The following is a 26650-nucleotide window of genomic DNA, read 5'->3' as shown; positions in this document are numbered from 1 at the left end:
TATTTTGGGTCAATCAAAGTCATCATTTTCAGCCATGGATGAAAATAACTCATCATGAGTGCAAACGTAAGAAAACCGCGCCTGCCGCCACTGGGTTCACTCAAAGCCTTCGACGCGGTGGCGACGCAGGGCAGCTTTAAACGCGCCGCCGAAGAGATTGGCGTGACCGCCACCGCCATTAGCCATCAAATCCGCGTTTTGGAAGAATCGCTGTCAGCTCAGGTGTTTGAACGCAGCGCCCGCGAGGTGAAACTCACCGCCGTCGGCCTGATCCTGCGTCAGGCAACGCGTCAGGCATTTAGCACTCTGCAAGACGCGGTGAATGAAATTCACCACGCGCGCCAGCCCACAGCCTTAACCCTCAGTACCACCTCGAACTTTTTGACACACTGGCTGGTACCACGCCTGGCTGATTTGAAAACCCATGCGCCGACGCTCGACCTGCGGCTTCATACCAGCATTGAACTGGTGGATTTAACCAAGAATACCGTGGACGTTGCTATTCGCTACAGCCAGCACGCCAGCGTTCAGCTCGACTCCACCCTGCTCTCCCATGACCGTTTTGTGCTGGTTGCCAGTCCTACGCTGGGATTAAAGCGGCTGGAAGATTTACTCACTGCCACGCTGTTCCATGTAGAAAATCGCATGATCCCGCAGCCCTCGCCGGACTGGGAGAATTGGCGCCAGCAGTTTGGCCCTGCCGGATTAAATATTGATGCCGGCCTGCGCTTTACCGATGAAACCCATGCCATTCAGGCGGCGATTGCCGGACAGGGCGTGGCCATCGTCAGCAGCCTGCTGGCTAAGGACTTTATCGAAAAAGGCATTTTGCAAGTGCCGTTTGAGCAGTGCCTGCCGGGCGCAAATTACTATTTTGTTACCTCGCCAGATAAAGCCGATCGCGCCGACATTGTGGAATTAAAGCATTGGCTGCAGAGCAGAATGCCGCTGATCGCCCAGCCATAAGGTTAGACACACGCCCTGAGCCACAAGATTGATGTCAAATTGTGTGCGAGCCGTTCCCAAGTCCAAAAGAGATGATTATCATTATCATCTTTCTTTTTCGCTCTAGGGATTGTCATGTTCACTGGTTTACTTCGCCCCGCACGCCTGTTGGCGGTGGCCAGCTCGCTGCTGATTTCATTTATGGCGCAGGCCGCACCTTTCACTGTTACTGATATCGCCGGTCGCCAAGTGACCTTCGACCATACGCCCCAGCGCGTCATGCTGGCAGACTCGCGCGCCCTGATTGCCTTAAATATTCTGCACCCGGAAGATCCTTTGAAAAATATCGTTTCAATGGACAACTCGCTGCAAACTAAAGCCGCAGATATGAATCAGGCGTACCTGAAAAAATTCCCGAAAATGAAAGACATTCCCATTTTCGACAACCCATACGTGGCTGATTTCAGTGTCGAAAAAGCGGTGACGCTGAAGCCTGACTTGGTGATTTTCGATACCGGCTTGCTAAGCAAAATGACCGATAGCGGCACCCTAGCTTTACTGCAAAAACTCAATATTCCGGTGCTGTTTATCGACTTCCGCCAGCAGCCGCTGACTAATACTGTCGCCAGCATGCAGATGTTAGGTAAGGTGTTTGACGAAGAGAAAAACGCCCAAATCTTTATTGATTTTTACCAACAGCGCCTGAATTTAATTCGCCAGCGGGTAGCCACGCTCAAGCCAGACCAGCGCCCGAGCGTCTTCATTGAGCGCCATGCAGGTTTGCACAGCGAACAGTGCTGCTCCACCTTTGGTAAAGGCAGCTTTGGTCAGTTTATTGACGAGGCCGGTGGTCAGAACATTGGCAGCAAACTGTTCCCGGCAATGGGTGGCGATATCAACGTTGAGCAGTTGATCAGCAGCAACCCGGATTACTACCTGATGACCGGCGCTGACTGGAGCCGCGGCAACAAACCTTCTGGCGCCGTGCCTTTCGGCTACAGCACCAATGAAGCGGCCGTGCAGAAAAGCCTGAGCGCCTTGATGAGCCGCAATGGCATCAGCGTACTGAAATCCATTAAAGACAAGCAGGTTTTGGCGATGTACCACCAGTTCTATGACCTGCCTTTCAACGTCATTGCCGTCGAAGAGATTGCCAAGTTCCTGCACCCGGACTTGTTCAAAGATATCGACCCACTGGCCGATTTAAAGATGGCCCACGAGAAGTTCACCTCGCTGGATTACAGCGGCGTGTTTTGGGCTACACCGCAGTAATCCCTCTTCGCAGGGCGCCGCCACGCGCCCTGCCTTCCCTTAGCTCCTCGCCGATTACATCAGCACCGAAAATCTAGCCTGCGGGTCCACATCCAGAGCCGTCAGTGTCTGATAAAGCTGATCGATACGTTCCCATAGAATCGAGTTCAACAGCTCTTTCGCAATAGGATTGGCTAATTCGGTCATCGCAAAAACCAGTGCCCGACATTGTTCACACAGTTCAACCGCCGTCAGAGGCGTCGCATCGTAAAGCCCATCAAATGAATTAACTAAAGTAGCAACATTGTCCATTTTATATACCTTCCTGAAGAGTAATTATGGCCGACTCCTAAGCCCCTACGGCATAGGGAGACAGCTCAGACGGAGGTAGGAATACCGGTCCCAATTTCCGGTCAGCCCGAAGGCTGCCCCGTCTGAGCCACCATAGTTACATTTTTAAAATCAATGTAATACGCAGCGAAGACGTCACTACAATTGCTATTGGGGACTGCCTCAGGTTCCTACGCCCGACCACGGTTTTCACCGCAGCAAGGACAGCCTATTCCTTTTTTATTGGCTTATCAGAGGGAAAAATCATCTCTGCGAGGTGTCTTGGAAGGTTATTGTCGGGTTACATCAGCGACAAAATAAATTACGAGATGCATTCCAGTTTTGGGGGGGCGGCGGCCCCTGACTCGCTTTTTTAATCTTTAAAGATTTGAATCTTTGAATCTTTAAATTCAAATTCAAATTCAAATTCAAGGTCGTGGGCGTCGGCCCACACCGATCAAGGGAGGCGTAAACGCGCCTCCCTTGGAACCCTGCGTTTTTTCTTTTGTGAGTTCGAGGCTGCGCAGGGTTGGAATGGACATGTTTCAGGCACTTTAGTGATCGTCGCGAAGTGCCGCCGCTTAGGCGGTTCCCTCGCGGCGGGATTACAACCCGCGTAAAAAGACACGCGGTTTTCCACCTCTTGCTCGGCGTCACTTCTGAACGCGACCTACTGGCATCTAGACCGTGCCGTGTCAGTGGGTTTTATTATGGGTTTTGACTTGCTCCCTCCCCTATTTAGGGGAGGGTTGGGGTGGGGTATTTCTCACATAAGCCGCTGATTTTTTCTGCAATACCCCCTCCCAGCCTCCCCCTTATCAGGGGGAGGAGCAAAATTGCACTCCAACGAAACGGCACGGTAAAAATGCGTTGTCTGCTTGGCAGCACACAATTTTGCCTTTGAAGGTAAAGCAGGTTTGGGTTGCCACCCCAAAGTTACGGATAAATCCCTCTAAAACTGGTCTTCTTCCTCGGCCCGGTCATTAGCCCCTCCAGTGCCTCGACGCACTTAAGGTAGTGCGGTGTTTTCTTATGCGCGGCGACGGCGTCATTATCGACGTAGGCTTCATAGATGAAAAATCGCGTGGGTTCTTGCTCATCTTGCAGCACGTCAAAACGCAGGTTTCCCGGCTCTTTAATCGCGCCTAAGTGGTTGTCGTGAAACACTTTCAAGAACTCATTGACTTTGTCGGCTTTGACATTAATTTCTACCAGTGTGACTTCCATAACTCCTCCTTGGCTCAGCCTTTTTGATCGAGAAACAGCGCGTAGGCGTGGTCGACGCTTGCGTTGTGATGCACCACGGCTTGCACGGCTTTCAGCATGGCAATCGGCGATTCGGACTGGAAGATGTTGCGCCCCATATCCACGCCAGATGCCCCCTGATCGATAGCCTGGAAGCACATCTCTAAGGCTTCGCGCTCGGGCAGTTTCTTACCACCGGCGATAACAATCGGCACCGGGCAGCCTGCGGCGACGCGCTCGAAGCCGCTGTCCACATAGTAAGTTTTGATGATGTGCGCCCCCATCTCGGCGGCGATGCGGGTGGCCAATGAGAAGTAACGCTGATCGCGCACCATATCTTTGCCCACCCCGGTCACCGCCATGGTTGGCATGCCGTAGCGGGTGCCCTGATCCACTAGCTGAATAATGTTTTTGATCGACTGATGCTCGTGCTCGCTGCCGATATAAACCTGCGCGGCCATGGCGGAAACGTTCAGGCGCAGCGCGTCTTCAATGGCTACGGCCACGGTTTCGTTCGACAGCTCGGTGAGAATCGAATTACCGCCAGACGCGCGCAACACCACGGGTTTATTGACGGCAGCGGGTACCACGCTGCGCAGAATGCCGCGTGTACACATCAAAACGTCCGTGTGTTCGAACAGCGGCGCGATGTTGAGATCGATACGCTCAAGGCCGGTGGTCGGCCCCTGAAAATAGCCGTGGTCGAACGCCAGCATGACGGTTCTCCCGGAGGCCGGATTGAAAATGCGCGCCAGCCGCGACTGCATCCCCCAGTCCAGCGCCCCGCTTCCTTTAAGGAAGAAAGCGCGGTTGCTTTGCGGCGTACCAATACCAAAATCCTTGCCGTCTTTGATGTCGTCTAAATCAGCCATCTCAAGTTCTCCTTACAGTGACGTTAATGTTAGAAATCGTATTTACCGATGTTGTCTTTGGTGAACACCACGCGCTCCGGCAGCAGAACAATGCCGTTGCCCTTGGCTTCATATTGGTAGCCCTGCACGCTGTTCGGCGAGACTTCTACCTGCCCGATTTTCGGCACATCCAGCTTGTCGCCGACGTTCAGCTCGCCCTTCTTCAGCAGCTGTTCGGCGACATACACCGAGATTTTGCCCTGCGCCACTACGTCCCACAGGCCGAACTGTTTCACCGTGCCGCGCTCGACGTACGGGCGCATAACGTTTGGCGTGCTGAAGCCGACGATGGCGACATTCTTGCGCCCGAGGTTTTCCGCCGCCTGCGCCGCCGCTGGCAAGGCATTGGCATCCGGGGCGATGATGGCGTCGAGGTCATTCCACGATTTCATGATGCCCTCGGCGGTTTGTAGCGACTTGGTGGCGTCGTTATAGCCATATTGCGTGGTGACAATTTCCCAGCCCGGATGCTCTTTGGCGATTTTGGCTTTCGCCTCTTTCACCCACTGGTTCTGGTCGGTCACCGTCGGGCTGGAGTAGAAGAACGCCACCTTAGCCTTCTCTTTGGTCACTTGGCTGGCGGTCATGTCCACTAACATGGAACCTAACTGCTGCGGCGTGCCTTGGTTGATGTAAATCGAGCGGCACTCGGGCTTGGTGTCCGAGTCCCATGTCAGGACTTTCACCCCGCGCTGCATGGCGCGTTTTAAGGCCGGGCAGAGTCCATCGGGGGATACCGCCGCGACCACGATGGCGCCATAGCCCTGATTGACGAAGTTATTGATCATCTGCACCTGCCCCGACACGCTCGGCTCCGTCGGGCCGTCGTAGGTCACGTCGACGCCTAGCTCCTTGCCCGCCGCCGTTGCGCCACTGCCGCCACTGGTGAAGTAGCCAACTCCGACCAGTTTCGGGATAAAGGCAATGCGATCTGCGGCCTGTGCGCTGGCACAAACCACAGCCAATGCGCTGACGGCGAACAGGTTTTTCCACGCGGTTGTTTTCATCATTCACTCCACATTATTTCGAGGTCAGAGAAGCAGAAGGCGCAGTCCAGCGGCGGTAATAGCGCTGGAAAACACTGCGAAGGAGGCCACGGTTGAGGCTGGCTGAACGGCCAATCACCACCAGAATCAGCAGCGCGCCGGAGAGTGCGCTGGAAACTTGGCTGGAGATACCGACCATTTGCAGCCCTTGTTGCAAATAACCAATCAGCAAGGTCGCCAGCGCGGTGCCTAACACCGAGCCGGAACCGCCGTAAATATTCGCCCCGCCCAGCACCACTGCGGTGATGGCAGGCATGAGCAAGGAGACGCCGAGGTCCGAGCGCGCAGAGCCGAAGTAGGAGGTCATGACTATCGCCGCAACCGCCGAGGCCAGCCCGGTCATGCCATACAGCGCAAACAGCGTGCGGCTGACCGGCAGTGCTCCGTAGCGCGCCACGCGGGCGTTTTGCCCAATCAGAAACACATTGCGGCCGGTGCGGGTGCGGTGCATCAATGCCCAGAAGAACAGCGTTGCCAGAAGGAAAATCAGCAGCGGCATCGGCAAGCCCAGCACCACTTGGTTAGCGAAATCGGTAAAAGCCGCCGGGAAGTCGCCAATGCCTTCGAAACCGGTAGCACCCGCCAGCCCGGAAAGCAGCAGTGCGCTGCCGCCAAACAGGTATAAGGTGCCAAGGGTGATCACCAGCGGATTGACCCCGGTATAAAGGATGAGCGCGGCGTTGAGCAGGCCGCAGGCCGCGCCGAGAGCCAGCGTCAGGCCAATCGCCAGCGGCAAAGGCACGCCCGCCTGACACAGCACGCCGAGCGCGATGGCGCAAAGGCCGATGGTCGAGCCGAAAGAGATATCAATGCCGCCGCTGACAATCACCATGGTCAGCGGCAGCGCGACGATGCCAATGGTGATGAAGTCGCTGGTGCTAAACAGCAGCGTGTTAATGTCCAGCATGCGCGGGTTAGCAAAGCCAAACAGTAAGATCTCCATCACCAGCAGGGCCAGCAGCGCCCCTTCCCAGCCGTAACGCTTCAGGTTGTTCATCACAGCACCCCGCTTTTATTGGCGTTCATGCGTCGGGATGTGCGCGGCTCCGACGGTTTGGTTTTGGCTCTTTCGACTACCGTCACTTTGGGTTGGAAGCGAGCGTACTTCTGGCGGCGCAGGTTTTTGTCGAGGGCCTGACGCAAACGCCCGTCAAACACCAGCACCGCCAGCAGCACCACGCCCGCGATAAAGTCGTTCCACCACGCGGGCAGGCGCAATAGCACCAGCACGCTGTCGATTTGCGTCAGGAAGTAGGCTCCCAGCACCGCACCAACGATGCTGCCAGTGCCGCCAAGCAGGCTAATCCCCCCCAGCACGCAGGCAGCGATGGCTTTCATTTCCAGCCCGCTGCCGGTTTGATTCGGCACAAAACCAATTTGCGAAGCGAAGACAATCCCGGCCAGCGCCGCCATCGCGCCATTAATGCCGAAAGCCCGAATGCGCATGCGATTCACCGGCACGCCGAGCTGGCGCGCGCCCTGTAGATTGTCCCCAACGGCGTAGAAGCTGCGGCCAAACGCCGTGCGCGACAGCATCCAGAACATGGCTAACAGCAGCACTATGACCAGCAGGCCGAGAGGTGAAACGCCCAGCACCAGCGGCGCAGAGAGCGATTTCAGGTCAGCGGGTAGCCCCTCAATCCACTTACCGCCGGTCAGCAGCAGCATTAATCCGCGATACAACCCCAGCGTGCCGAGGGTGGCGACAATCGCCGGAATGCGCAGCCACGCCACCAGAACGCCGTTGAACAAGCCCGCCGCAATCCCCACCGCCAGCGTCGCCAGACAGGCCAGCGGCAAGGCGACGCCGCTGTTAAGCAAGATGCCCAGCGTCACCGCGCACAGCCCGGTTATCGAGCCGACCGAGACGTCAATATTGCGGGTCAGCATCACCAGCGTGGCGCCCATCGCCAGCAGCATGAGGATCTGCGCGCTGCCGAAAATCATCCCCAGCGTCTGAAAGCTAAACGACTGGCTGTCCATCGCGCCCAGCAGGCCGAACAGCGCGACAATCGCCAATAGCGCGGTGAGCTCACGGTTATTCTGAATCAGTTTCAGCATGACGCTTCTCCATCTAAAGCCTTGGCGGGTGCGGGTTGGTGAGCATTGCCGAAGGCGATATGCATGATGCCGTTGACGTTAATGTCGCCGCCGCGCAGCTCGCCGCTCATCTCCCCCTGATGCATGACAAAAACCCGGTCCGCCAGCCCTTCTATCTCGTCTAAATCGGAAGAGATCAGCAGCACGGCCACATTCTGTTTCACCACGCTTTGCAGCAGTTGGTAGATGTCAGCGCGGGCGGAAACGTCCACGCCACGGGTTGGCTCATCAACAATCAGCAGCGCCGGGGCGGCTTCCAGGCATTTGGCGATCAGCAGCTTTTGCTGGTTGCCGCCGGAGAGCGTGCGGGCATGCTGCTCGCCGTGGGAATATTTAATGCCCAGCGCACGGTGGTAGCGTTCGAGCACGGCGGCTTCGCGTTTGGGGTTGAGCCACCAGCCGGTGCGGTTAAAGGTCAGCGAGGTGGTGTTCCATGACAGCGGCGCGTCAAGGTATAAGCCGGAGGCCTGACGGTCTTCGGGCAGGTATACCAGCCCCTGCTCCAGCCGGGCCAGAGTATTGAGCGAAGTGATATCGCGCCCCGCCAGCCGCACCTGCCCGCCCCGCGCCGCGCGCAGGCCATACAGTGTTTCAGCCAGCTCGGTGCGTCCGGCCCCGACCACGCCCGCCAGCCCGACAATTTCTCCGGCATTCACCGTTAAAGAGATATCAATAAAGCCTTCGCCAGTGAGGTTTTCCACCTGTAGCACCGGCTGGCCTGCCGCAGCGTTGCGGCGCGAACCGGGGAGATCCAGCCACAGCTTCTGTTCGGCGGGGAGCGCGGTTTGTGCGGCCTGCGGGGTGATAGCCTGAATCAGCTGCTCGTTGTCGAGTTCGCTCAGGGCGCCGCTGAGCGCAATTTTGCCGTCGCGCATCACGCTCACGCGGTCGGCAATTTGGCGAATTTCCGGCAGCTTGTGGGAGATAAACACCACCCCGACGCCCTGCGCCGTGAGCTTTTTCACCTGAGTAAAGAGCCGGGCGGATTCAGCAGGTGTCAGCGAGGCGGTGGGTTCGTCGAGGATCAGCAGCCGCGCGTCGCGCATCAGCCCGCGCAGGATCTCCACCAGCTGCTGGTCGGCCACTTCCAGCGTTCCGGCCAGTGCGCCAAGAGGCAGGGTGCAGCCCAGCTGGTCAAGGCGCTGTTTCAGCTTATCGCCGCGAGCCTGATGAGCGGGCAGACGAAATAAAATGTTCTCTTTTACCGTCAGGCTCGGGAACAGCATTGGCTCCTGCGGCACCAGATAGATCCCCGCCTGGTGGGCCTTGGCGGGCGTCATGCCGGTTTGTATTTTGCCGTTCAGCCACAGCGTGCCGCTGTCTGCCACCTCGACCCCGGCGATGATTTTCATCAAAGTGGACTTCCCCGCGCCGTTGCCTCCCAGCAGCGCGTGGATCTCACCGCCGTGCAGGGTGAAGTCGATATTTTTCAGTACCGCCACGCCGGAAAAACCTTTGCTGACACCGGAAACCTGTAATAACGCGTCGAGGGAGTCTGTCTGCATGAAAGGGCCTCTGAGTGAAAACACATTCAATGAACAAATGTATTTGTCATTTAATATTGTTCAAAATCCTAGTCTCAGGTGACGGATAAAACTTCAGCCGCGATCACAGTTTGTTCAATCCATATACTCTGCGTTATGATTTGAACAGCAATCATTCATGATTTGCCATACACATCACAGTTAACAACATTTTGTTAACGAACAATTGATCTACATTTTGATAAGTGTTCACTATGAATGACAAAGCAACGCAGTCCGACCTGACTATCCCAATGGAATACGGCATGGGCGAAGAAGAGCTGTTGGCACGTACCGCGTGGTTCTATTACCACGACGGCCTGACCCAAAATGAGATCGGTGACCGGCTGGGGCTGACGCGCCTGAAAGTCTCGCGTTTGCTGGAGAAAGGCCGTCAGTCGGGCGTTATTCGCGTGCAGATTAACTCGCGCTTTGAGGGTTGTCTGGCGCTGGAAAACACCTTGCTAAATCGCTTTGATCTGCAGCACGTCCGCGTGTTGCCGCAGCTATCTGAAGGGGTGTTGAGCAGCCGCCTGGGCGTGGGTGCCGCGCACATGTTGATGACGCTACTTAAGCCCGATCAGCTGCTGGCAGTGGGGTTTGGCGAAACCGCGATGAGCACTTTGCAGCACCTGAGCGGCTTTATCAGCTCACAGCAAATCCGCATGGTGACGCTGTCCGGCGGCGTCGGCCCTTATATGACCGGCATCGGCCAGCTCGACGCGGCCTGCGGCGTAAGCATTATTCCCGCGCCGTTGCGGGCCTCGTCGGCCAGCGTGGCGGCGATTTTCCGCCAGGAGCGTAACGTGCATGACGTAATGCTGGCGGCCTGCGCGGCGGACATCGCCATCGTCGGCATCGGCTCGCTGAACCAGAAGCACGACGCCACTATTCTGCGCTCGGGCTATATCAGCGAAGGGGAACAGCTGATTTTTGGCCGCAAGGGGGCGGTCGGCGACATTCTCGGCTACTTCATGCAGCGCAACGGCGAGCTGGCGGAGAACATGGCGATTCACGACGAGCTGATTGCCGTTTCGCCGGATGAGTTAGCCAATATCCCCACCGTGCTGGGCGTTGCTGGCGGGGTAGAAAAAGCCGAGGCGATTATCGCGGCGCTAAAAGGCAAACGAATTAACGCACTGGTTACCGAAGAGAGTACGGCGCAGGCGATGCTGGCGCTGCTCGACTAATGCGCAGGGTGTGCTCTGCGCGGCGGCGGTAACGGGTATGGACAAAAACCGTTATGAGAGAGCGACTATGAGCACATCATCTGCGACAAAACACGATGCTTATTTGATGGCACTGGATGCCGGTACGGGCAGCATTCGCGCGGTTATTTTCAATCTCGAAGGTGAGCAGATAGCCGCGGGACAGGCCGAGTGGATCCACCTCGCGGTGCCAGACGTACCCGGCTCAATGGAGTTCGACCTGAGTAAAAACTGGCAGTTGGCCTGCCAGTGTATCCGTCAGGCGCTGCATGAGGCACAGATCCCCGCCTCGAGCATTCGCGCCGTCGCCGCCTGCTCAATGCGCGAAGGTATCGTTCTCTATAATAAAGCCGGTGAGCCAATTTGGGCCTGCGCCAACGTTGACGCTCGCGCCAGCCGTGAAGTCTCCGAGCTTAAAGAGATCCATGATGATGAATTCGAGCGCGAAGTCTATGAGTGCTCCGGCCAGACGCTGGCGCTAAGCGCCATGCCGCGCCTGCTGTGGCTGGCTCACCATCGCCCGGACATTTACCGTCAGGCGGCCACCGTGACCATGATCAGCGACTGGCTGGCCTATATGCTGAGCGGCGAGCTGGCGGTTGACCCGTCCAACGCGGGCACAACGGGCATGTTAGACCTCGCCACGCGCAACTGGCGCCCTGAGCTGCTCGACATGGCCGGGCTGCGTGCCGATATGCTTTCTCCCGTCGCCGAAACCGGCACACTTCTTGGATCAGTCACCGCCAAGGCGGCAGAAGCCAGCGGCCTGCAGGCCGGTACGCCGGTGGGCATGGGCGGCGGCGACGTGCAACTCGGCACGCTGGGGCTGGGCGTGGTGCGCGCCGGGCAGACGGCAGTGCTGGGCGGCACCTTCTGGCAGCAAGTGGTTAATCTGCCAAAACCCGTCACCGACCCGGAAATGAACATTCGCATCAACCCGCACGTGATTCCCGGCATGGCGCAAGCCGAGTCAATCAGCTTCTTCACCGGCCTGACGATGCGCTGGTTCCGCGACGCATTTTGCTCCGAAGAGAAGCTGCTCTCCCAGCGTTTGGGAGTCGACACTTATTCATTATTAGAAGACATGGCTGCCCGCGTGCCGGTCGGTTCGTGGGGCGTGACGCCGATTTTCTCCGACGCGATGCACTTCAAGACGTGGTATCACGCCGCCCCCTCTTTCATCAATTTGTCGATTGACCCCGAACGCTGCAATAAGCAAACGCTCTTCCGCGCGCTGGAAGAGAATGCCGCCATCGTCTCCGCCTGCAATCTGGACCTGATTGCCGAGTTTTCCGGCGTTCGCGCCAAGTCGCTGGTATTCGCCGGTGGCGGCTCGAAGGGCAAGTTGTGGTGCCAGATCCTCAGCGATGTCACCGGCATTCCGGTAAAAGTGCCGGTCGTGAAGGAAGCCACCGCCCTGGGCTGCGCCATTGCGGCCGGCGTCGCGGCGGGCGTCTACTCCACCCTCGCGGAAACCGGGGAATCGCTGGTGCGTTGGGAAAGGGAGTATCAGCCCGACGCGGCAAATCATGAGATTTATTTATTGCAGAAGAGCAACTGGCAGGCCGTTTACGCCGACCAGTTGGGCCTGGTAGATAGGCAGTTGACCACGTCGATGTGGAAAGCACCCGGGTTATGAGGGGATGGTGGGCCAGTTGGTCGGTGTGTGCAGACGCCCACGACCTTGACCTTAAACCGCTAAACCGGACTCTTACCCAACGGCCAGTAAAGGCTCTGCCACCCGGCTGCTCTCCCCTGCCATTAGCTCCTGCAAAATCTTATAAACCGCCTGCGCCGGAGGTGACAAAGGTTGGGTGGTGGAAACTTTTAGCTGGTGCGACTGGCGGGCTGATGCGCCGCTGACGACGGAGAAGGCTTTGGCTGGGCGGGATTCGGCGATCACTGCCATGTCCATGCGACCTTCGGTGACAAGTTCGGTGAGGGTCGAGTTAAAGTTTTCGTTGATATACAACAGAATGCGCGGGTGCTGCTCGCGAACGGCCTGTAACAACTGGGCGGCCATGTTGGGTGCCGCGCTGCCGAGGGCCAAACCGACGGACACTTGCCCGCTGAGTGCCTGACCGGCACAGTTCACGGCGCTATGCGCCTGCTCGCACTGACGTAAAATCGTCTGGGCGTGCATGTAAAGAATATTTCCGGCCTCGGTTGGGGTTACACCACGCTTAGTGCGAATTAATAATTGCTGATGCAACTCCCCTTCCAGCGTCGCCAGTTGCTGGCTCAACGCAGGTTGGGCGATATGCAAAACCTCTGCCGCCTGAGTCAGGCTGCCGATATCGACGATTTTCACGAAGTACTTTAAGCGTCTGAGGTTCATCACTGTTCTCCACGTTGCCAGAAAAGGTTCCCCTTAGGGGGTGCCAAACATAGTAGCTACATCAAGAGAGCAATAACTGGGCCAAAAACTCAATCATTACAAAAATATATATAACTCATTGTAATTAACATTTAATTTCTCAATCATCGCATAAGTAATTACTTCCCACACGCGCACCATTCACATCCTATTGCACCAACATAATGCAATCTTATGACGCGTTAGCCTACATGGCCTTTAGGCAGAGAGGCGAAGAAGTCGGCGTAGGAAGGCTCGCGGGTTTGCTGGAGGATTTCGGCCAATTCGGCAAGGGGGAGATCAGACCAATCAACACGCAGGTCAACGCTGGGATATTCGCGGTCGTGCCAAATTTTTAGCGCCGCTGACTTCAGCCCGCGCTTGTCGCCACCGGCCTGCGCACCGGCGAACATGGCGCTGAGAAGGCGATCAGCAAAGGGTAAATCGCCGTTTTGGTCATAACTTTCCAGCATGTCGGACAGCGTGCTGGCGCCGGTGAGCAAGTTACCGCCGACCACGCACGAATCCCCCGCCAAACTGCCGGCCCACGGGCCGCACTCTCCGCCGCTCCAATGCGCCATCTTGCCCTGATTATCAATAATCAGCACCTGACGCATCTGCCGGTTGAAGTCTTCGGCCAGCAAGTTTTTTAAGGTCAAAGCGGCGTCTGCGCCTTGTCGGAGCAATGCCAGTCCGCGCTCGCCGTACAGTGGATTGGTCATGGCTTGGGTAGCAATAGCGCCAACTTGCGAGCGCCCGTGGGTCACCAGCGCGCCCACCGCCGGGCCCGCCGTAGCGCTGGCAACGCCCAGTGCTCCCGTTTGTTCATCCCGCGCTACGATTGAAAAGGTCAAAACCGCCCCCTGTTTTTGTCGTGTTATGACAGCTTCGTTAAATTTATGAGTATAAATTATTGCATTTAATTCTATTTATACGCATAAATAAAATAAGCACAAATAATAAACAGACTCTTTTGAAAGGAGTCACACGACACACAACTCGCCACGAGGTCGGTATGCTGCACACTCTGCGAAGAAGGTTTCTCCCGCTCTGTCTCTGCTTCGGCGCGCTATCGTGGTGCGCTCCCACCATGGCGAAAACGCCAGCCGATGCCTTGTTGATCGGTCAAGTTGCCGAGCCGCAATCCCTCGACCCGCAAATCGCCACCGCGGCAAACGATTCACGTATTTTGGTCAATATCTACGACGGACTGGTACGCAATGGCGAAGGCAAGCTGGATATCGAGCCGGCCCTCGCCACAGGTTGGGAAATCAGCCCAGACGGTCTGACCTATCGCTTTCATCTGCGGGAAAACGTGACGTTTCAGGATGGCACGCCGTTCAACGCCGAAGCGGCAAAATTCACCTTTGATCGTATGCTGGATGACAAAAATCCGTGGCATAACACCGGGCCTTTCCCGCTTTCCTTCTTCTTTTCATCGATAAAAAGCATTGAGACGCCGGACGCCAATACGCTGGTGTTCACCCTAAAAGAGCCTTTCGCCCCTTTCCTCTCTAATCTGGCGACGCCGACCGGCCTGATTGTCTCGCCAACCGCCGTGAAGAAATATGGCAAGGAGTTTGGCCGCCACCCGGTGGGCACTGGCGCATTTCGCTTTGCTGAGTGGCAGGCCAATCAGCGGGTGGTGGTCAATGCCAATGAGCATTATTGGGACGGCAAACCTGCGGTACAGAACGTCGTATTCAGGCCGATAACCGACGGTAATACACGGGTGGCCGAGATGCTGTCTGGCGGCATCGATGCCATGGTGGAAGTGCCGCCAGACACGGTAAAGCTGTTTGAGAAAAAGCACGATCGCTTCCGTATGTATCAGACCACCGGCCCGCACGTCTGGTACGTGATGCTCAATACGCAGGTGCCACCCTTCAATGATGTACGCGTGCGGCAGGCGGTGAATTACGCGGTGAACAAACAGTCTCTGGCAGACAATATTTTGCAAGGTTCCGCCGAGGTGGCTGATGGTCCTATCCCCCGTGCTTTTGGCTGGGCGGCTAACAAAGAGGTTTCACCCTACCCTTATGACCCGGCCAAAGCGCGTGAGTTGCTCAAAGCCGCAGGAGCCGAAGGGGCGACGCTGACCTTCTACGTGACAGAGGGTGGCTCCGGCATGCTCGACCCTATCCCGATGGCGACCGCTATTCAGGCCGATCTGAAAGCCGTCGGCCTGAATGTAGCGATTCAAACCTATGAGTGGAATACCTATCTGTCGAAGGTGAACGCCGGGCTGAATAACCAAACCCATATGGCGGAAATGGCGTGGATGACCAATGACCCGGACACTCTGCCATTCCTCACGCTGCGCACCGACGCGTGGCCGAAAGCGGGAGGATTTAACTCCGGGTATTACAGTAACCCGCAGGTTGACGCGCTGCTGCAAAAGGCGCGGCTGACCACGGACACCGCCACACGCGGTGCACTCTATCGTCAGGTACAGCAGAAGGTTCATGACGACGCGCCGTGGATTTTCGTCGCTAACTGGAAACAAAACGCCGTGACGTCAACGCGCATTCAGCACTTTGCTCTGCAACCGAATTTCAATCTGTTGCTCAATCGGGTAACCAAACAGTAAACGGGGAGAACCACGATGATGGGTTACGTACTGAAAAGGCTGCTGGCGACCATTCCGGTGTTTATCGGGCTGTCGCTGATTGTCTTTCTGATTATGGCGATGATCCCCGGCAACCCGGCGCAGGCGCTGCTGGGCGCGTGGGCGACGCCAGAAAACGTCGCGCGCATTAATCAGGAGTTGGGGCTGAATAAGCCGCTCTATCAGCAGTATTTCATCTGGGCCGGGAATATCTTGCACGGCGACTTTGGGCGCTCTTACGTGCTTAACAGGCCAGTGATTGATGAAGTGTTGGAGCGATTTGGTGCCACGCTGCTGCTGGGTGGTTGCGCGTTACTGATAAGCACAGTTCTGGGCTTGCTGGCAGGGATTTTCTCCGCAGTGCGTCAGTTCGGCTGGGGGGATCGCCTGATAACCCTGCTAGTGCTGCTGGGCATTTCAATGCCCTCTTTCTGGATTGGCCTGCTGATGATCATGCTGTTTGCCGTGCAGCTCCAGTGGTTTCCTGCTTCAGGCATGTACGCCATTTGGGGTGGTGGTGGTGCGCTGGACTTGCTGCATCACCTCACCCTGCCTGCCATTACGCTGGCGATTGTTGCTACCGGCGTAATTGCCCGCCTGACGCGCACCGCCATGCTGGAAGTGCTGCGACAAGACTTCATTCGAACCGCCCGTGCCAAAGGTCTTTCCGAGCGAAAAGTGATCTATAAGCACGCGTTTCGTATGGCGCTGGTGTCGGTTATTCCGGTGATCGGCATTCAGGCAGGCTTTGTGCTGGGTGGCGCAGTGTATATCGAGACCGTTTTTCAGTGGCCGGGGCTGGGGGCGATGATGGTGAAAGCCGTGGCGACTCGCGATTTGCTTCTGGTTCAGGGCGGCGTGCTCATTGCAGCAGCGGCCTACGTGCTGATCAATCTCTGTGCTGACATTCTTCAGGCGCTTCTCGACCCGAGGTTAAAATCATGAACTCGACGACAACGACCACCGCGCCGCGCCATCGCCAATCACTCTGGGCACTGTTGCTGGCCAACAGACTGGCCACGCTGGGCCTAATCCTGTTAGTGCTGGCTGTTGCGGCAGCGCTAGCGGCTCCGCTGTTGCCTCTGCCAGATCCTGACGCGACCGACTTACTCAATCGCCTACTGCCGCCCTTCTCACAAGGACACTGGCTCGGCACTGACCCCTTGGGCCGTGACGTGCTTTCACGCCTGCTGTGGGGCACGCGCGTGTCGTTGGCTGTGGGCATTTGCGCCACGCTTTTGGCAGCATTTTTTGGCACGCTGATTGGGCTGATCGCCGGTTATGCCGGGGGAAAAACCGACAGCTTGCTGATGCGGCTGATAGACATGCTGATGGCCTTTCCCTACATATTGCTGGCGTTGGTGATTGTCGCGGTGCTCGGCCCCGGCCTGCTGAATGCGCTTTACGCTATCGCGGTGGTCAACATTCCCTTCTTTGCCCGTAATATTCGTGGCCTGACCGTCGGCCTGCGCCAGCGCGACTTTATTCAGGCGGCGCGGCTGTCGGGTAAAAATCACCTGCAAATCTTGCTGACTGAAGTGCTGCCAAACGTCATGCCGGTGGTAGTGGTAACCATGTCGACTACCGTCGGCTGGATGATTTTGGAAACTGCCGGACTGTCGTTCCTCGGCCTCGGGACGCAACCCCCCAATGCCGATTTAGGCTCAATGCTTGGACAGGGCCGCGCACAGATGTTCAGCGCGCCGCACGTCTCGGTGGTGCCTGGCTTAATGATTTTCCTGCTGGTGATGAGCTTTAATCTGCTCGGCGATGGCGTGCGTGACCTGCTAGATCCGCGACTCAAGTCCGGCGTGCTGCAGCGCGCTCAGGCAGTGACTTGCGTAAAACGCCCTCGGGTACCGGCGGCGCGGCACAGTGATAAAGCCCTGCTGGAAGTGGTCGATTTGCAGGTGAATTTCCGCTCCGGCGCCCATGTTTCGGCGGCAGTGAAAGGCATTAGTTTCTACGTTGCGCAGGGTGAGTGTTTAGGGCTGATAGGCGAAAGTGGCTCGGGGAAAAGCGTCACCGCGCTGTCCATCATGGGGCTGGTGTCCTCCCCGCCCGGCGAGATAACCGGCGGCGCGATTTACGTTAGCGGCGAAGAGATGTTATCTCTTCCTCAAAGCCAGTTGCAGCAGCGGCGTGGCGCGCGAGTGGCTTATATCTTTCAGGATCCGCTGACCACCTTGCACCCGCAGTTCACTATCGGCGCTCAGATCATTGAAGCTATTCAGGCCCATCAGCCGCTAGCAGCTTCAGCCGCCAAACAGCGGGCGCTGGAGCTGTTGGCAAGCGTCGGCATTGATCAAGCAGCATCTCGCTTTGACGCCTTCCCGCATCAGCTTTCAGGCGGCCAGCGCCAGCGAGTGGGGATTGCCATGGCGCTGGCCAATGACCCCGAGGTCATTATCGCTGACGAACCCACCACCGCGCTGGATGTCACGGTGCAGGCCCGCATTCTCGAACTGCTGCAAAAGCTGCGTCATGAACGCGGTCTAACTCTGCTATTTATCACTCACGATTTTGGCGTTATTGCGCAGATTTGCGACCGCGTAGCGGTGATGCGCCACGGTGAAATCGTTGAAACTGGCGAGACACAGTCTGTGCTTCGCCAACCTCAACACGACTACACCCGACGCCTAATTGCCAGCGTGCCAAAGCTCGGTCAGGGACGTGCTTTCCTTAAACAAGTCGGCGAGCTTTATCGCCAAGAAGCTTCACTGAAGGAGGCTCCATGAACAAGGTGATTGAAACCACCGGGCTGGTGAAAACCTTCGGCAGCGCGTCCGGCTGGTTTTCCGGCCACAAACATCAGGTAGAGGCGCTCAAGGGGGTCTCCCTGCACCTAGACGCAGGGGAAACGCTGGCGATTGTTGGCGAGAGCGGCTCAGGCAAAAGTACTTTGGCACGAATGTTGGTGGGCCTTGAACGCCCGACGTCCGGCAGCATCAAGCTAATGGGTGAAGAGATGTCGGCACACGCCAAGCGCGGCGACAAAGCCTTCGGCCAAATGATTCAGTATGTGTTTCAGGACCCGGTGGCTTCACTCAATCCGCGCAAAACCATCGCCGATACGCTGGACGTGCCTCTGCGATATTTGTGCAACTACCCCGCCGCGCGCCGTCGTTCGCGGATGCTGGAACTGATGGATGCCGTGCAGATGCCCGCCGACGCGCTGTCTGGGTATCCCCATGAGTTTTCCGGCGGGCAGGCACAGCGGCTGGCGATTGCTCGCGCACTGGCAGCGGAAGCGCGTATCTTGGTGCTCGACGAGCCGGTCAGCGCGCTCGACGTATCGGTGCAGGCGCAGGTGTTGTTGCTATTAGACCAATTAAAACGGGAGTTTGGGCTTTCCTATCTGTTTATCAGCCATGATTTAGCAGTGGTGGAGTCGATTGCCGATCGGGTGGCCGTGCTGTATCACGGAGATTTGGTAGAATGTGGGCCAAGCGATAGGCTGTTCAACGCACCACAGCATGATTATACGCAGCGGCTACTCGCCAGCGCACCACGGGTTTGAAGGGATGAAGGATTTTATGAGTACAGACAGGCCAACTCAGAGCGAACCGACGCGCCGCAAACGCACCGATGAAATTGTCGATGCCATAAAAGAGAGCATTATTAGCGATAACCTTCTGCCGGGAGACCGACTGCCACAGGAGAAAGACCTGATAACCCGCTACGCAGCAGGGAAAGGCACCGTGCGCGAAGCCTTGAAATCGCTGGAGGTGCAGGGTCTGATCCGCACTAAAACCGGCCCCGGCGGCGGCGCATTTATCGAATCCATGACCGAATCCCGCGCCATGAGTTTGCTCTCTAATTATCTTTTTACCCGCCAGCTTTCCATCGGCAATATCTATGCACTGCGCAAGGCGTTAGAGCCTCTGGTGGCGGTCAGTGCCATCGACAATATTGATGCCAAGGGCTTCGAGCAGCTGCACCAGCTGATTACGGTTTATGACCACGAACCGGCAGATGAAGAAGAACGCTGGGAGCAGCGAATGGCCGAACTGGACTTCCACGGCGTGGTCGCCAGCTATTCTGACAACGTGCTGCTGGCCTTTATCTGCCACTTCCTGCAACGCTTGCTCAAAGATTTGGCGGTCTGCAAAGACATTTACCTGCGCCCCGAGCCTGTAGAACGCAGCGTCGGTATTAACTATCAATATCGTCTGATTGAAGCTATGCGCCGTAAAGATGCCGACGTAGTCACTCAGGTCATGACCGAACATATGCAGCATGCCGAAGACGCGATGCTCGGTCTTGAGGCGACGCTCGAAGAGAGGTTTTTGCGAGATGGGCCGCAATAATGCGCCGCAAACGCCGCTTTTCGGCTCAATTCTCAGCTACTTGGCTAAACAGCGAGCAAACGGACATAAATATGCAGATGTCCCTTTGACATGCCTGCGGGCAATCGCTATTATTCGCCCCGTTCCAACGATTCCTCTGTAGTTCAGTCGGTAGAACGGCGGACTGTTAATCCGTATGTCACTGGTTCGAGTCCAGTCAGAGGAGCCATATTAGAGACGCCCGCTTAAGGAAACTTAAGCGGGCGTTTTGCTTTGTGCGATAGCTTATTGGCTGTGGAGATTCTCCACAGCCAATCGATTAATGCTCAAGCATCTCGTGGACGAGCTGCTCTTTGCTTAAAGAGTATTCATAGTAAGTTGGCCAGTGGTCCATCTCCTTCAGCAAGGCTTCTTGAGAGTCATTGCCCATATATAAATGGTAGTGAGAAGATTTTTTCGGCCCAATAATATGGTCGCTAAACTGCACATATTTTGGCGCGGTGGATTGCTTGTCGCGGCATTCGAACAAGTAACGCACCCCTTTCTTGCCGGACGAATAGGTGAGGATTTTGAAACCGTCATAATGGTAGTAACATGATCTCACCTGGCTATTCTGGTGAAATTCAATGACGTTTTTTTCAATGCCAATCATATCGATATCAGTGGCATAGCCCTTCTTGTAATACTCGCGATACTCCTCCACGCTTTTACTTTTATTCTCTTTGGCCTTTTTCTGCAAAACCGGGTCAAGGTCGCCGTTCAAGAGATATGGGTTAATCGACTGCCATACGCCATCCCAATCGGTGAGGGCACGATCTTTAACATCCGTGTTCTCAAATACACCCTCGCTAGCTTTGCGATCTTTTTCCGACATGGGTGCGCCATGTGCCAAGGCCTGTGAACTGGACAGTAAAATCCCCAGAGTGAATAAAGTAAAAGGTATGCTTTTTGTCATAACGTTCTCCTGATAGTCCTTATCAAATTGTTGTTACGTTATAACATATCCTGAATTTTTTCAACGAGCTTCAAGCGCACGACTCAGTAAACCCCACGGCGGGTTTCCCTAGATGGGTATAACGATTACTCATCCCGGTTTTTTCTATCACGGGGCCAATAACGTCGTCGGTGCAGCAGCCAAGTATTGAGAACCGCATTCCGCATTCTCTCTGCCCCAACAAAACCCACCACAATCCCTATCAGGGGTAAAAAAACTTGATGATGCCCTTCCTGATTGAAAGCAGCCAAAAAGGCCAATGTGCATAATACGCAGATGATGGAATTAACAAAGATTCTCCCTGGTGATAGACCTTCAATTCCTCCGGACCAACAAGATATAGCAAATGTTGATAGCCCGGAGAAAAAAGCCAAAGGATGGATCCAGAGAAAATGGAAAATAGTATAGATGCCGTGGATTGCTTCCATAGTTATTTTTCCTTTGGCACGCCGCCATACGAATAAAGAGATAAAATATTTCACAAAAGGTGAAGATATTAAACCTGTCATTTTTACCGCGTCTATGTATGGGATACGTTATTTAAAAGAGATATTCATAGTATGCGAAGTAAAATATCCTTATAACATACTAAGAATTTGTCTCAGTGAGATTATTTATGGTGTTGCTCACCTCTCTAATCCTGTTACTTTTCAAACTGGAATAATGGTAAATAGGAAGACTCCCATTAACAAGCCGCACAACTTCCGCTCGCGGAATATAGTACACCTTGGCCATCGCCTCAGGCATGATAGCGATACCTTGTCCACGGGACATTTTCAGCAACATGTTACTTACATCAGTTTCTGCACTCTCTATGCAATTCTCTTGAGAAAGCCAACTGAAATGCTCATCGTTGTAAATAGCCTGTCCATTAGCCCCGATGCAATAGAGATTCACTGGTCCACTCTTTAAAACGTCGCGGGCTAAACGCTCTGGTATCGTGGCGCTAATACTAAAGGTAGTCGAGTCAAAAATGGGATAAGCCTCTGGGAATTTTTTTGCCGTCAGGATTAAGTCATAGCGACCTAAGGAGAAATCGTAGCCCTCATCGGAAAAGATATCTTTATATTTAATATCAACGCTATGGGAGTTAAATGAAAGGTAGTTGGCGACAAAACTCGAGACCAGTGGAGGTACGCTGTCATCTATTAAGATTTTTACAATTTCTCTCTGCTTATTATTAATATATGAGCGCTCAACATCAATCAGTTGATGGTAAATGGGCAGCAGTTCTTCATACAGCTTGATTCCATGGCTGTTAGGTTGAAGTCCGGTGCTGTTTCTGGTGAAAAGCTGCATGTTGATTGAGCTTTCAATGTCTGCGATGACTTTACTCACCGGCGTTCGTGTCAAATGAAGCTTTTCGCAGGCCTTTGCTACACTACCTTCCTCAATGATAGTCATGAAATACTTCATTTTGATAGATGTGAATAACCCCATAGTTTATGTCCCATTTCGTAGTTAATTAAATGTAGCTAAGTTTGTTTTTTTCAAGGTGCAAAGTTTAGTCATCTCTGACCAAAAAATAGTTATCATGCCTTCGCGTGATAATCGTGATGATTTTAAAAGAATAAACATACATGCTCTAATTGCTCATTAATTACTTACAATAGGTATTTAAACATTCTCTAACATTCTTATTGCCGTAGAGTAAATGTTGTACTAACACGCAGGTCTATATCGCTATCTACCTGAAAAAGTAAAGGTGTGACAAAGCCTTCGCCATGCTTAGGCGCTCATAATTAGATACAATAATAACGATTTAACAAGAGCAATATATGCCCAATGTGGAGTTAGCGATATATTTTACAGTGTAAAGTTTCAAGAATAACTGTCTAGATTGTTGTGCATGGATTAAAATAACGTACTAAATAAAAATCAACATATATATCAAACCATTTTTTAGACAAGGCAAACCAAATAATGAACATCATGATTTATATAGATCTTGCGCAATGTAAATATGACAGGTAGCAATATAAAATATTGCTAGATAATATTAATTTATTCTAAGTGCCAAGGTGATTTTTTGTTGTTAAGAAGAGTGTTATTGAAATAATAAGTGGCAAGTTCGGAGTTGAATAAGCTGATTTTTAAACCAATAAGAAAGGGAATTAACTTTTGATAAGTCATCTGATCGGCCAGCGTTAACAGACTAGGAGTTAGCACTGGCCAGGGAGGGAATTTACTTACTCAGTGCCCCCGTTTTTTTGCCATCCAGAGCCTTATGAATGGCGGCTTCCAATTCATTTATTTCAAATTTCGCAACGTAACCGTCGGCACCCACTTTGCGCACGTGATCTTCATTGGCGCTACCGGAAAGCGAGGAGTGAATGATGACCGGGATATTTTTCAGGAATTCATCACGCTTGATATTTAAGGTCAGCGTGAAGCCATCCATTTCGGGCATCTCCAGATCGGTAAGCACAAAGGCGATTTTGTCGGAAATTGGCCGTCCTTCAGCCTTGGCCTGTTCGGCGATCTTTTTGATGTTATTCCATGCTTCAAGCCCGGTTACGTGCATCACGCTGGGCACTTTCATGCTGTCGAGACCGTGCTGAAGCATCGAGCGTGCGACTTTAGAGTCTTCAGCGACAATGGCTACCGCACCCGGCTCTAACGCAAACGCTTTGGTTTTTTTAGCATCAATTTTGGTATTACGGTCGGGGGGAATAATGTCGTAAAGGATTTGCTCGACATCTAATACCAACGCCAGGCGGTTACTGGATTTATCGTTATCCAGACGCGCAATGCTGGTGATGTTGCGGCTCTTCACACCAGCTTCTGCCGCCAGCACCTGGCTCCAGTCGAGGCGCACAATGTCATCCACCGACTCCACCGCAAAAGCTTGCGTACTGCGGGCATATTCAGTCACTAGCAGGATATTCAGCCCGGTTTTTGGCTCACAGCCCACCACCGCCGGAAGATCAATCACCGGAATAATTTCCCCGCGAATATTCGCCATACCCATCATTGGTGAGGCCATCCCCGCCGCCTTGGTCAACGGCGGCATGACCACAATTTCCCGTAATTTGAACACGTTAATGCCATAGAGTTCAGACTGCCCGTCGTCATGAGAATTCCCCAAGCGGAACAGCAACAATTCAAAACGGTTTGATGAGGTGAGATTGGTTCTCTCGTCGATTTCTTTCTGAAAATTATCCATGTCTTCCCCAAGAGAGAATGCTGAGCGAGGCGCTCTTAGCGACGCAAGGGTCGCTGGCTTAATTGGGTTATCGACCATCGGCATAAAATACTTAGGCTCGAACATAAGAAAAGCCCGCTAATGCGGGCTTTTTGTGACGTGGCGCGGATATTTTACTGCGGCAAATTAGGACTGAGTATCTCGATCTTCCACCGTCAGCGAGACTAAGCCTATGCCCAACTTTTTCGGCTCAAAACCGCTGCTGGTGCCTTCGGTTGGCTCAGTAGGCGATGGCGGCGTAATGACGATGCTCTGCGCATTGCCCGGATTGGTGAAAGGCAGGGTCACGGTGTCGTCCTGCGCGTTAAAGGTCACAAACTGTTCTTCGTCCCCCACTTTTACCGAGATTGGCTTGCCGATGTTGTTGCCATAGGCTCGGGCGCGCAGTACCAGATTGAAGCTGGCCGGGAGAGGATCAACATAATCGATTTTCACCGCCGGAGCCAAATTAGCATCTGACCAGCGCCCCCACTCTTCGACATTGGAAATGCCACTGATGGCTCGCACCTGCTGTGGCAGGCCGGGGAGCATAAAGACGATAGCCTGAGACTGATATTTGGTGGCGTCGTCATCAATATTGAGCTGGTCTACCGTGCTCTGATACACCTGCTGGCTGCCCGAGGTCTGCTCAAAATCCACCTTGCCTTTATAGACCGCGCCGCTGGCCTGCACGATCTGCGGTTTTGACGCCAGATTGCCCGAAGCGACGCAAAGTCCGGTATTCAGTGATAGCTCCGGTGCCCACACGCGCCCCATCTCATAACACTTATCTACCCAGACGAAGTTATCGCCCATGGTTAACGAAGCCAGCTGCTTTTTCAGCGGCGTGGAGAGATAGACGTCAAACATCGGCTCCACTTTATTGACCCCGACTTTGAGGATAAACGGCGCTTTAATGGTCATACCGGAGAAGGTAAAGGTGTTGGCTTTATTATCTATGCTGTATTTACTGATGCGATTCGGGAAGCCCCACTGTTTGATGACCGCAGGCTTCCAGCCTTCAATCTTCTCGTCGATATTCATAAACTGCGTGGCCAGCGAAGTGCTCGACAGGCCGCTGCGCCCCAGTCCAATAAAGTTATCGCCACCCATCAGATCCAGCACCGTCGCGCCATTATCAATGGTGCTGCGTTTCACATTGTTCAGCTCAGCCTGCGGGTTACGACCATCCATCACAAAGAACAGGTCTTTGCGATTTTTCTTGGTGAGCATACTGTACGCCGTGTTGTTCATCGCCAAATGGTCTGAACTCACCACGATAATAGTGTTGTCGTAGTAACCGGAGGCTTTAATTTTATCGATAAACGCCGCCACCAGCTGCTGGCTACAGGCCACCGCGCTGAGCGAACGGTTATCCTTATTGTTCACCAGATACTCTTTTTTGGTACAGCCGCGCGAGATAAAACCATCGGGGTGGTGGGTATCCACGGTGAGCGCGAACAGTGAGAAAGGCTGGCCCGCCTTGCTCAGTTCGACGAATTTCTTGTAGGCTTCATCCAATAAGGTGTCGTCGTACCAGCCCCAGTCATTCTTATAGGCCGGGTCTTTGACCGTGCTGCGCAACTCGTTGTAACCATACAAGTTATCGAAGCCGTGCGACTTCAAGAAAGTGCCCTTTCCGGCAAAAGCCAGCTCCGCGCCCTGATAGAAGTAGTTCTGATAACCCGCGCCTTTCAGCACGTCGCCCAGACAGACATTTTCCGGATAGAAGGTCGACAGCGCGCTTGAGGCGTTGCCATCAAAAGGCGCAAACAGCGGGATGCCGCACAGCGACGCAACCATCCCCGCGATGGTGTATCCGGTGCCTGGCACCTGCCGCGTGCCGGTAAAATCGATGCTGGCATCTTTATGTTTAGCAAGCTCAGTGGTCAGGCCGGGGAAGGTCTGCTCATCAAAGTAGGTGCGCTCCAGGCTCTCGCCAAAGATATAGACCAGATTCGGCTTCTTACCCTTAATCACCTTCTGCGGCACTTTGTAATAGGTGTCGAAGTCGGCGGTATCGCCACTCATTTGGGTTTTCACCAGACGGGAAATGTTCTGGAATGCCTGAGTAGATCCCACGGAGAACACCGCCAGCACCACGGCAAACACGCTATATACCCAACTACTGTTACTGGCGCGGCGCTTTTTCAGACACCAGACCAGCAGTGAAACGATGACCACCAGCGCCACCACCAGCCCGGCGAATGGCAGAATATATTTGCTCAGCCCTGCCCCTTTTAGGCTGCTGGTCACGGTATAAAGCACCGCGTCGGTAATGCCGTCGCCGGTAAAATAGTTACTGCCAATCAGCACCAAATTAAGAACCACGTAAAGCGTCAGGAAAAACAACAGCAAAGAGAACCAAATACGGCCCGCGGATGCGCGTCGCACATATAAGAAAATGGACGAGACAAATAAAAAGAATGAAATGAAATCTGTGACCATTGCTGCGCCCTGAAACTTAGAGGTAATAAAAAGATGTTTTGCCTGCCAACCGCAGGGCCGAAAAATACGGGGGATGCGCTATATAGCGTAATAAAATCAACAGGGTCAACGCCTGTTTGCTGCCTGAGGTCAAGTTAAGGGGAGAAAGCGAGAATATTTGCCCAAAACGTGATCTGCATCGCCCGTTTTCAACAAAAAGTTAACCTTCGTTT

At 54.3% G+C, this 26650-nt stretch carries 22 protein-coding genes, 1 tRNA gene and 1 pseudogene; 10 read left to right on the top strand and 14 right to left on the bottom strand.

What is annotated here, in order from left to right; translation table 11 throughout:
- The first annotated feature begins 54 nt into the window (after positions 1-54).
- Both ACT3RR_RS03160 and ACT3RR_RS03155 read left to right on the top strand, forming a co-directional pair.
- Positions 55-966: a LysR substrate-binding domain-containing protein gene (locus ACT3RR_RS03160; RefSeq protein WP_496199715.1), complete on the top strand. Its 912-nt coding sequence runs from the start codon at positions 55-57 to the stop codon at positions 964-966.
- 180 nt (positions 967-1146) lie between these two features.
- Complete coding sequence (locus ACT3RR_RS03155) at positions 1147-2217, top strand: ABC transporter substrate-binding protein (protein WP_496199823.1); 1071 nt, start codon at positions 1147-1149, stop codon at positions 2215-2217.
- Between the two features lie 54 nt (positions 2218-2271).
- On the opposite strand, the gene ACT3RR_RS03150 is transcribed toward ACT3RR_RS03155, so the two are convergent.
- The 7 genes from ACT3RR_RS03150 to lsrA all read right to left on the bottom strand — a co-directional run bounded on the left by ACT3RR_RS03150 (position 2272) and on the right by lsrA (position 9333).
- Positions 2272-2508, bottom strand: a complete 237-nt coding sequence (locus tag ACT3RR_RS03150) for a hypothetical protein (RefSeq protein WP_353501634.1) — start codon at positions 2506-2508, stop codon at positions 2272-2274.
- Between the two features lie 954 nt (positions 2509-3462).
- On the bottom strand, positions 3463-3753 hold the full coding sequence (lsrG, locus tag ACT3RR_RS03145) for a (4S)-4-hydroxy-5-phosphonooxypentane-2,3-dione isomerase (RefSeq protein WP_353501633.1): 291 nt from the start codon (positions 3751-3753) through the stop codon (positions 3463-3465).
- 14 nt (positions 3754-3767) lie between these two features.
- Complete coding sequence (lsrF, locus tag ACT3RR_RS03140) at positions 3768-4643, bottom strand: 3-hydroxy-5-phosphonooxypentane-2,4-dione thiolase (protein ID WP_353501632.1); 876 nt, start codon at positions 4641-4643, stop codon at positions 3768-3770.
- 29 nt (positions 4644-4672) lie between these two features.
- Positions 4673-5689: an autoinducer 2 ABC transporter substrate-binding protein LsrB gene (lsrB, locus tag ACT3RR_RS03135; RefSeq protein WP_353503937.1), complete on the bottom strand. Its 1017-nt coding sequence runs from the start codon at positions 5687-5689 to the stop codon at positions 4673-4675.
- Between the two features lie 13 nt (positions 5690-5702).
- A complete protein-coding gene (lsrD, locus tag ACT3RR_RS03130; RefSeq protein ID WP_496199714.1) occupies positions 5703-6725 on the bottom strand; it encodes an autoinducer 2 ABC transporter permease LsrD in 1023 nt (340 codons plus the stop codon).
- A complete protein-coding gene (gene lsrC, locus ACT3RR_RS03125) occupies positions 6725-7789 on the bottom strand; it encodes an autoinducer 2 ABC transporter permease LsrC (RefSeq protein ID WP_496199713.1) in 1065 nt (354 codons plus the stop codon). The genes lsrD and lsrC overlap by 1 nt, the downstream gene beginning before the upstream one ends.
- Positions 7783-9333: an autoinducer 2 ABC transporter ATP-binding protein LsrA gene (gene lsrA, locus ACT3RR_RS03120; protein ID WP_496199712.1), complete on the bottom strand. Its 1551-nt coding sequence runs from the start codon at positions 9331-9333 to the stop codon at positions 7783-7785. Before lsrA ends, lsrC begins: the two co-directional genes overlap by 7 nt.
- 233 nt (positions 9334-9566) lie before the next feature.
- Here lsrA and lsrR point away from each other — a divergent pair, with 233 nt between their 5' ends.
- Both lsrR and lsrK read left to right on the top strand, forming a co-directional pair.
- Positions 9567-10541, top strand: a complete 975-nt coding sequence (gene lsrR / locus ACT3RR_RS03115) for a transcriptional regulator LsrR (protein ID WP_496199711.1) — start codon at positions 9567-9569, stop codon at positions 10539-10541.
- A gap of 67 nt (positions 10542-10608) precedes the next feature.
- Positions 10609-12198 (top strand): autoinducer-2 kinase, encoded by a 1590-nt coding sequence (gene lsrK / locus ACT3RR_RS03110; protein WP_486030015.1) that lies wholly within the window; start codon positions 10609-10611, stop codon positions 12196-12198.
- Between the two features lie 246 nt (positions 12199-12444).
- On the opposite strand, the pseudogene ACT3RR_RS03105 reads toward lsrK, so the two are convergent.
- Positions 12445-12897 (bottom strand): annotated as a pseudogene (locus ACT3RR_RS03105) (LysR family transcriptional regulator); the annotation flags it as partial.
- Between the two features lie 221 nt (positions 12898-13118).
- Positions 13119-13769, bottom strand: coding sequence for a DUF1028 domain-containing protein (locus ACT3RR_RS03100; protein ID WP_353501626.1), 651 nt, complete (start codon positions 13767-13769; stop codon positions 13119-13121).
- A 161-nt stretch (positions 13770-13930) separates the two neighbouring features.
- On the opposite strand from ACT3RR_RS03100, the gene ACT3RR_RS03095 reads away from it, so the two are divergent.
- The 6 genes from ACT3RR_RS03095 (at position 13931) to ACT3RR_RS03070 (ending at position 20041) form a co-directional block, all read left to right on the top strand.
- A complete protein-coding gene (locus tag ACT3RR_RS03095) occupies positions 13931-15505 on the top strand; it encodes an ABC transporter substrate-binding protein (protein ID WP_353501625.1) in 1575 nt (524 codons plus the stop codon).
- 15 nt (positions 15506-15520) lie between these two features.
- The gene (locus ACT3RR_RS03090; protein WP_353501624.1) at positions 15521-16468 is read left to right on the top strand and encodes an ABC transporter permease; all 948 of its coding nucleotides are present in this window, start codon (positions 15521-15523) and stop codon (positions 16466-16468) included.
- The gene (locus ACT3RR_RS03085) at positions 16465-18261 is read left to right on the top strand and encodes a dipeptide/oligopeptide/nickel ABC transporter permease/ATP-binding protein (protein WP_496199710.1); all 1797 of its coding nucleotides are present in this window, start codon (positions 16465-16467) and stop codon (positions 18259-18261) included. Before ACT3RR_RS03090 ends, ACT3RR_RS03085 begins: the two co-directional genes overlap by 4 nt.
- Positions 18258-19043: an ATP-binding cassette domain-containing protein gene (locus ACT3RR_RS03080; RefSeq protein ID WP_496199709.1), complete on the top strand. Its 786-nt coding sequence runs from the start codon at positions 18258-18260 to the stop codon at positions 19041-19043. Before ACT3RR_RS03085 ends, ACT3RR_RS03080 begins: the two co-directional genes overlap by 4 nt.
- A 16-nt stretch (positions 19044-19059) precedes the next feature.
- Entirely contained in the window at positions 19060-19833 is a 774-nt protein-coding gene (locus ACT3RR_RS03075) for a FadR/GntR family transcriptional regulator (protein WP_496199708.1), read from the top strand.
- Positions 19834-19965: 132 nt separating this feature from the next.
- A tRNA-Asn gene (locus ACT3RR_RS03070) sits at positions 19966-20041 on the top strand.
- Between the two features lie 90 nt (positions 20042-20131).
- On the opposite strand, the gene zinT is transcribed toward ACT3RR_RS03070, so the two are convergent.
- The 5 genes from zinT to opgB form a co-directional block, all read right to left on the bottom strand.
- Complete coding sequence (gene zinT / locus ACT3RR_RS03065) at positions 20132-20767, bottom strand: metal-binding protein ZinT (protein WP_496199707.1); 636 nt, start codon at positions 20765-20767, stop codon at positions 20132-20134.
- A 125-nt stretch (positions 20768-20892) separates the two neighbouring features.
- Positions 20893-21234, bottom strand: coding sequence for a phage holin family protein (locus ACT3RR_RS03060; RefSeq protein WP_353501619.1), 342 nt, complete (start codon positions 21232-21234; stop codon positions 20893-20895).
- A 160-nt stretch (positions 21235-21394) separates the two neighbouring features.
- Positions 21395-22210, bottom strand: a complete 816-nt coding sequence (locus ACT3RR_RS03055) for a LysR family transcriptional regulator (protein ID WP_353501618.1) — start codon at positions 22208-22210, stop codon at positions 21395-21397.
- A 781-nt stretch (positions 22211-22991) separates the two neighbouring features.
- The gene (locus ACT3RR_RS03050) at positions 22992-23972 is read right to left on the bottom strand and encodes a chemotaxis protein (protein WP_353501617.1); all 981 of its coding nucleotides are present in this window, start codon (positions 23970-23972) and stop codon (positions 22992-22994) included.
- Between the two features lie 165 nt (positions 23973-24137).
- The gene (gene opgB / locus ACT3RR_RS03045; protein ID WP_396132058.1) at positions 24138-26438 is read right to left on the bottom strand and encodes a phosphatidylglycerol--membrane-oligosaccharide glycerophosphotransferase; all 2301 of its coding nucleotides are present in this window, start codon (positions 26436-26438) and stop codon (positions 24138-24140) included.
- Between the last annotated feature and the right edge of the window lie 212 nt (positions 26439-26650).

Source organism: Ewingella sp. AOP8-B2-18 (assembly GCF_052376015.1).
Classification (GTDB): Bacteria; Pseudomonadota; Gammaproteobacteria; order Enterobacterales; family Enterobacteriaceae; genus Ewingella; species Ewingella allii.
This window is presented reverse-complemented; position numbering and strand designations above follow the sequence as displayed.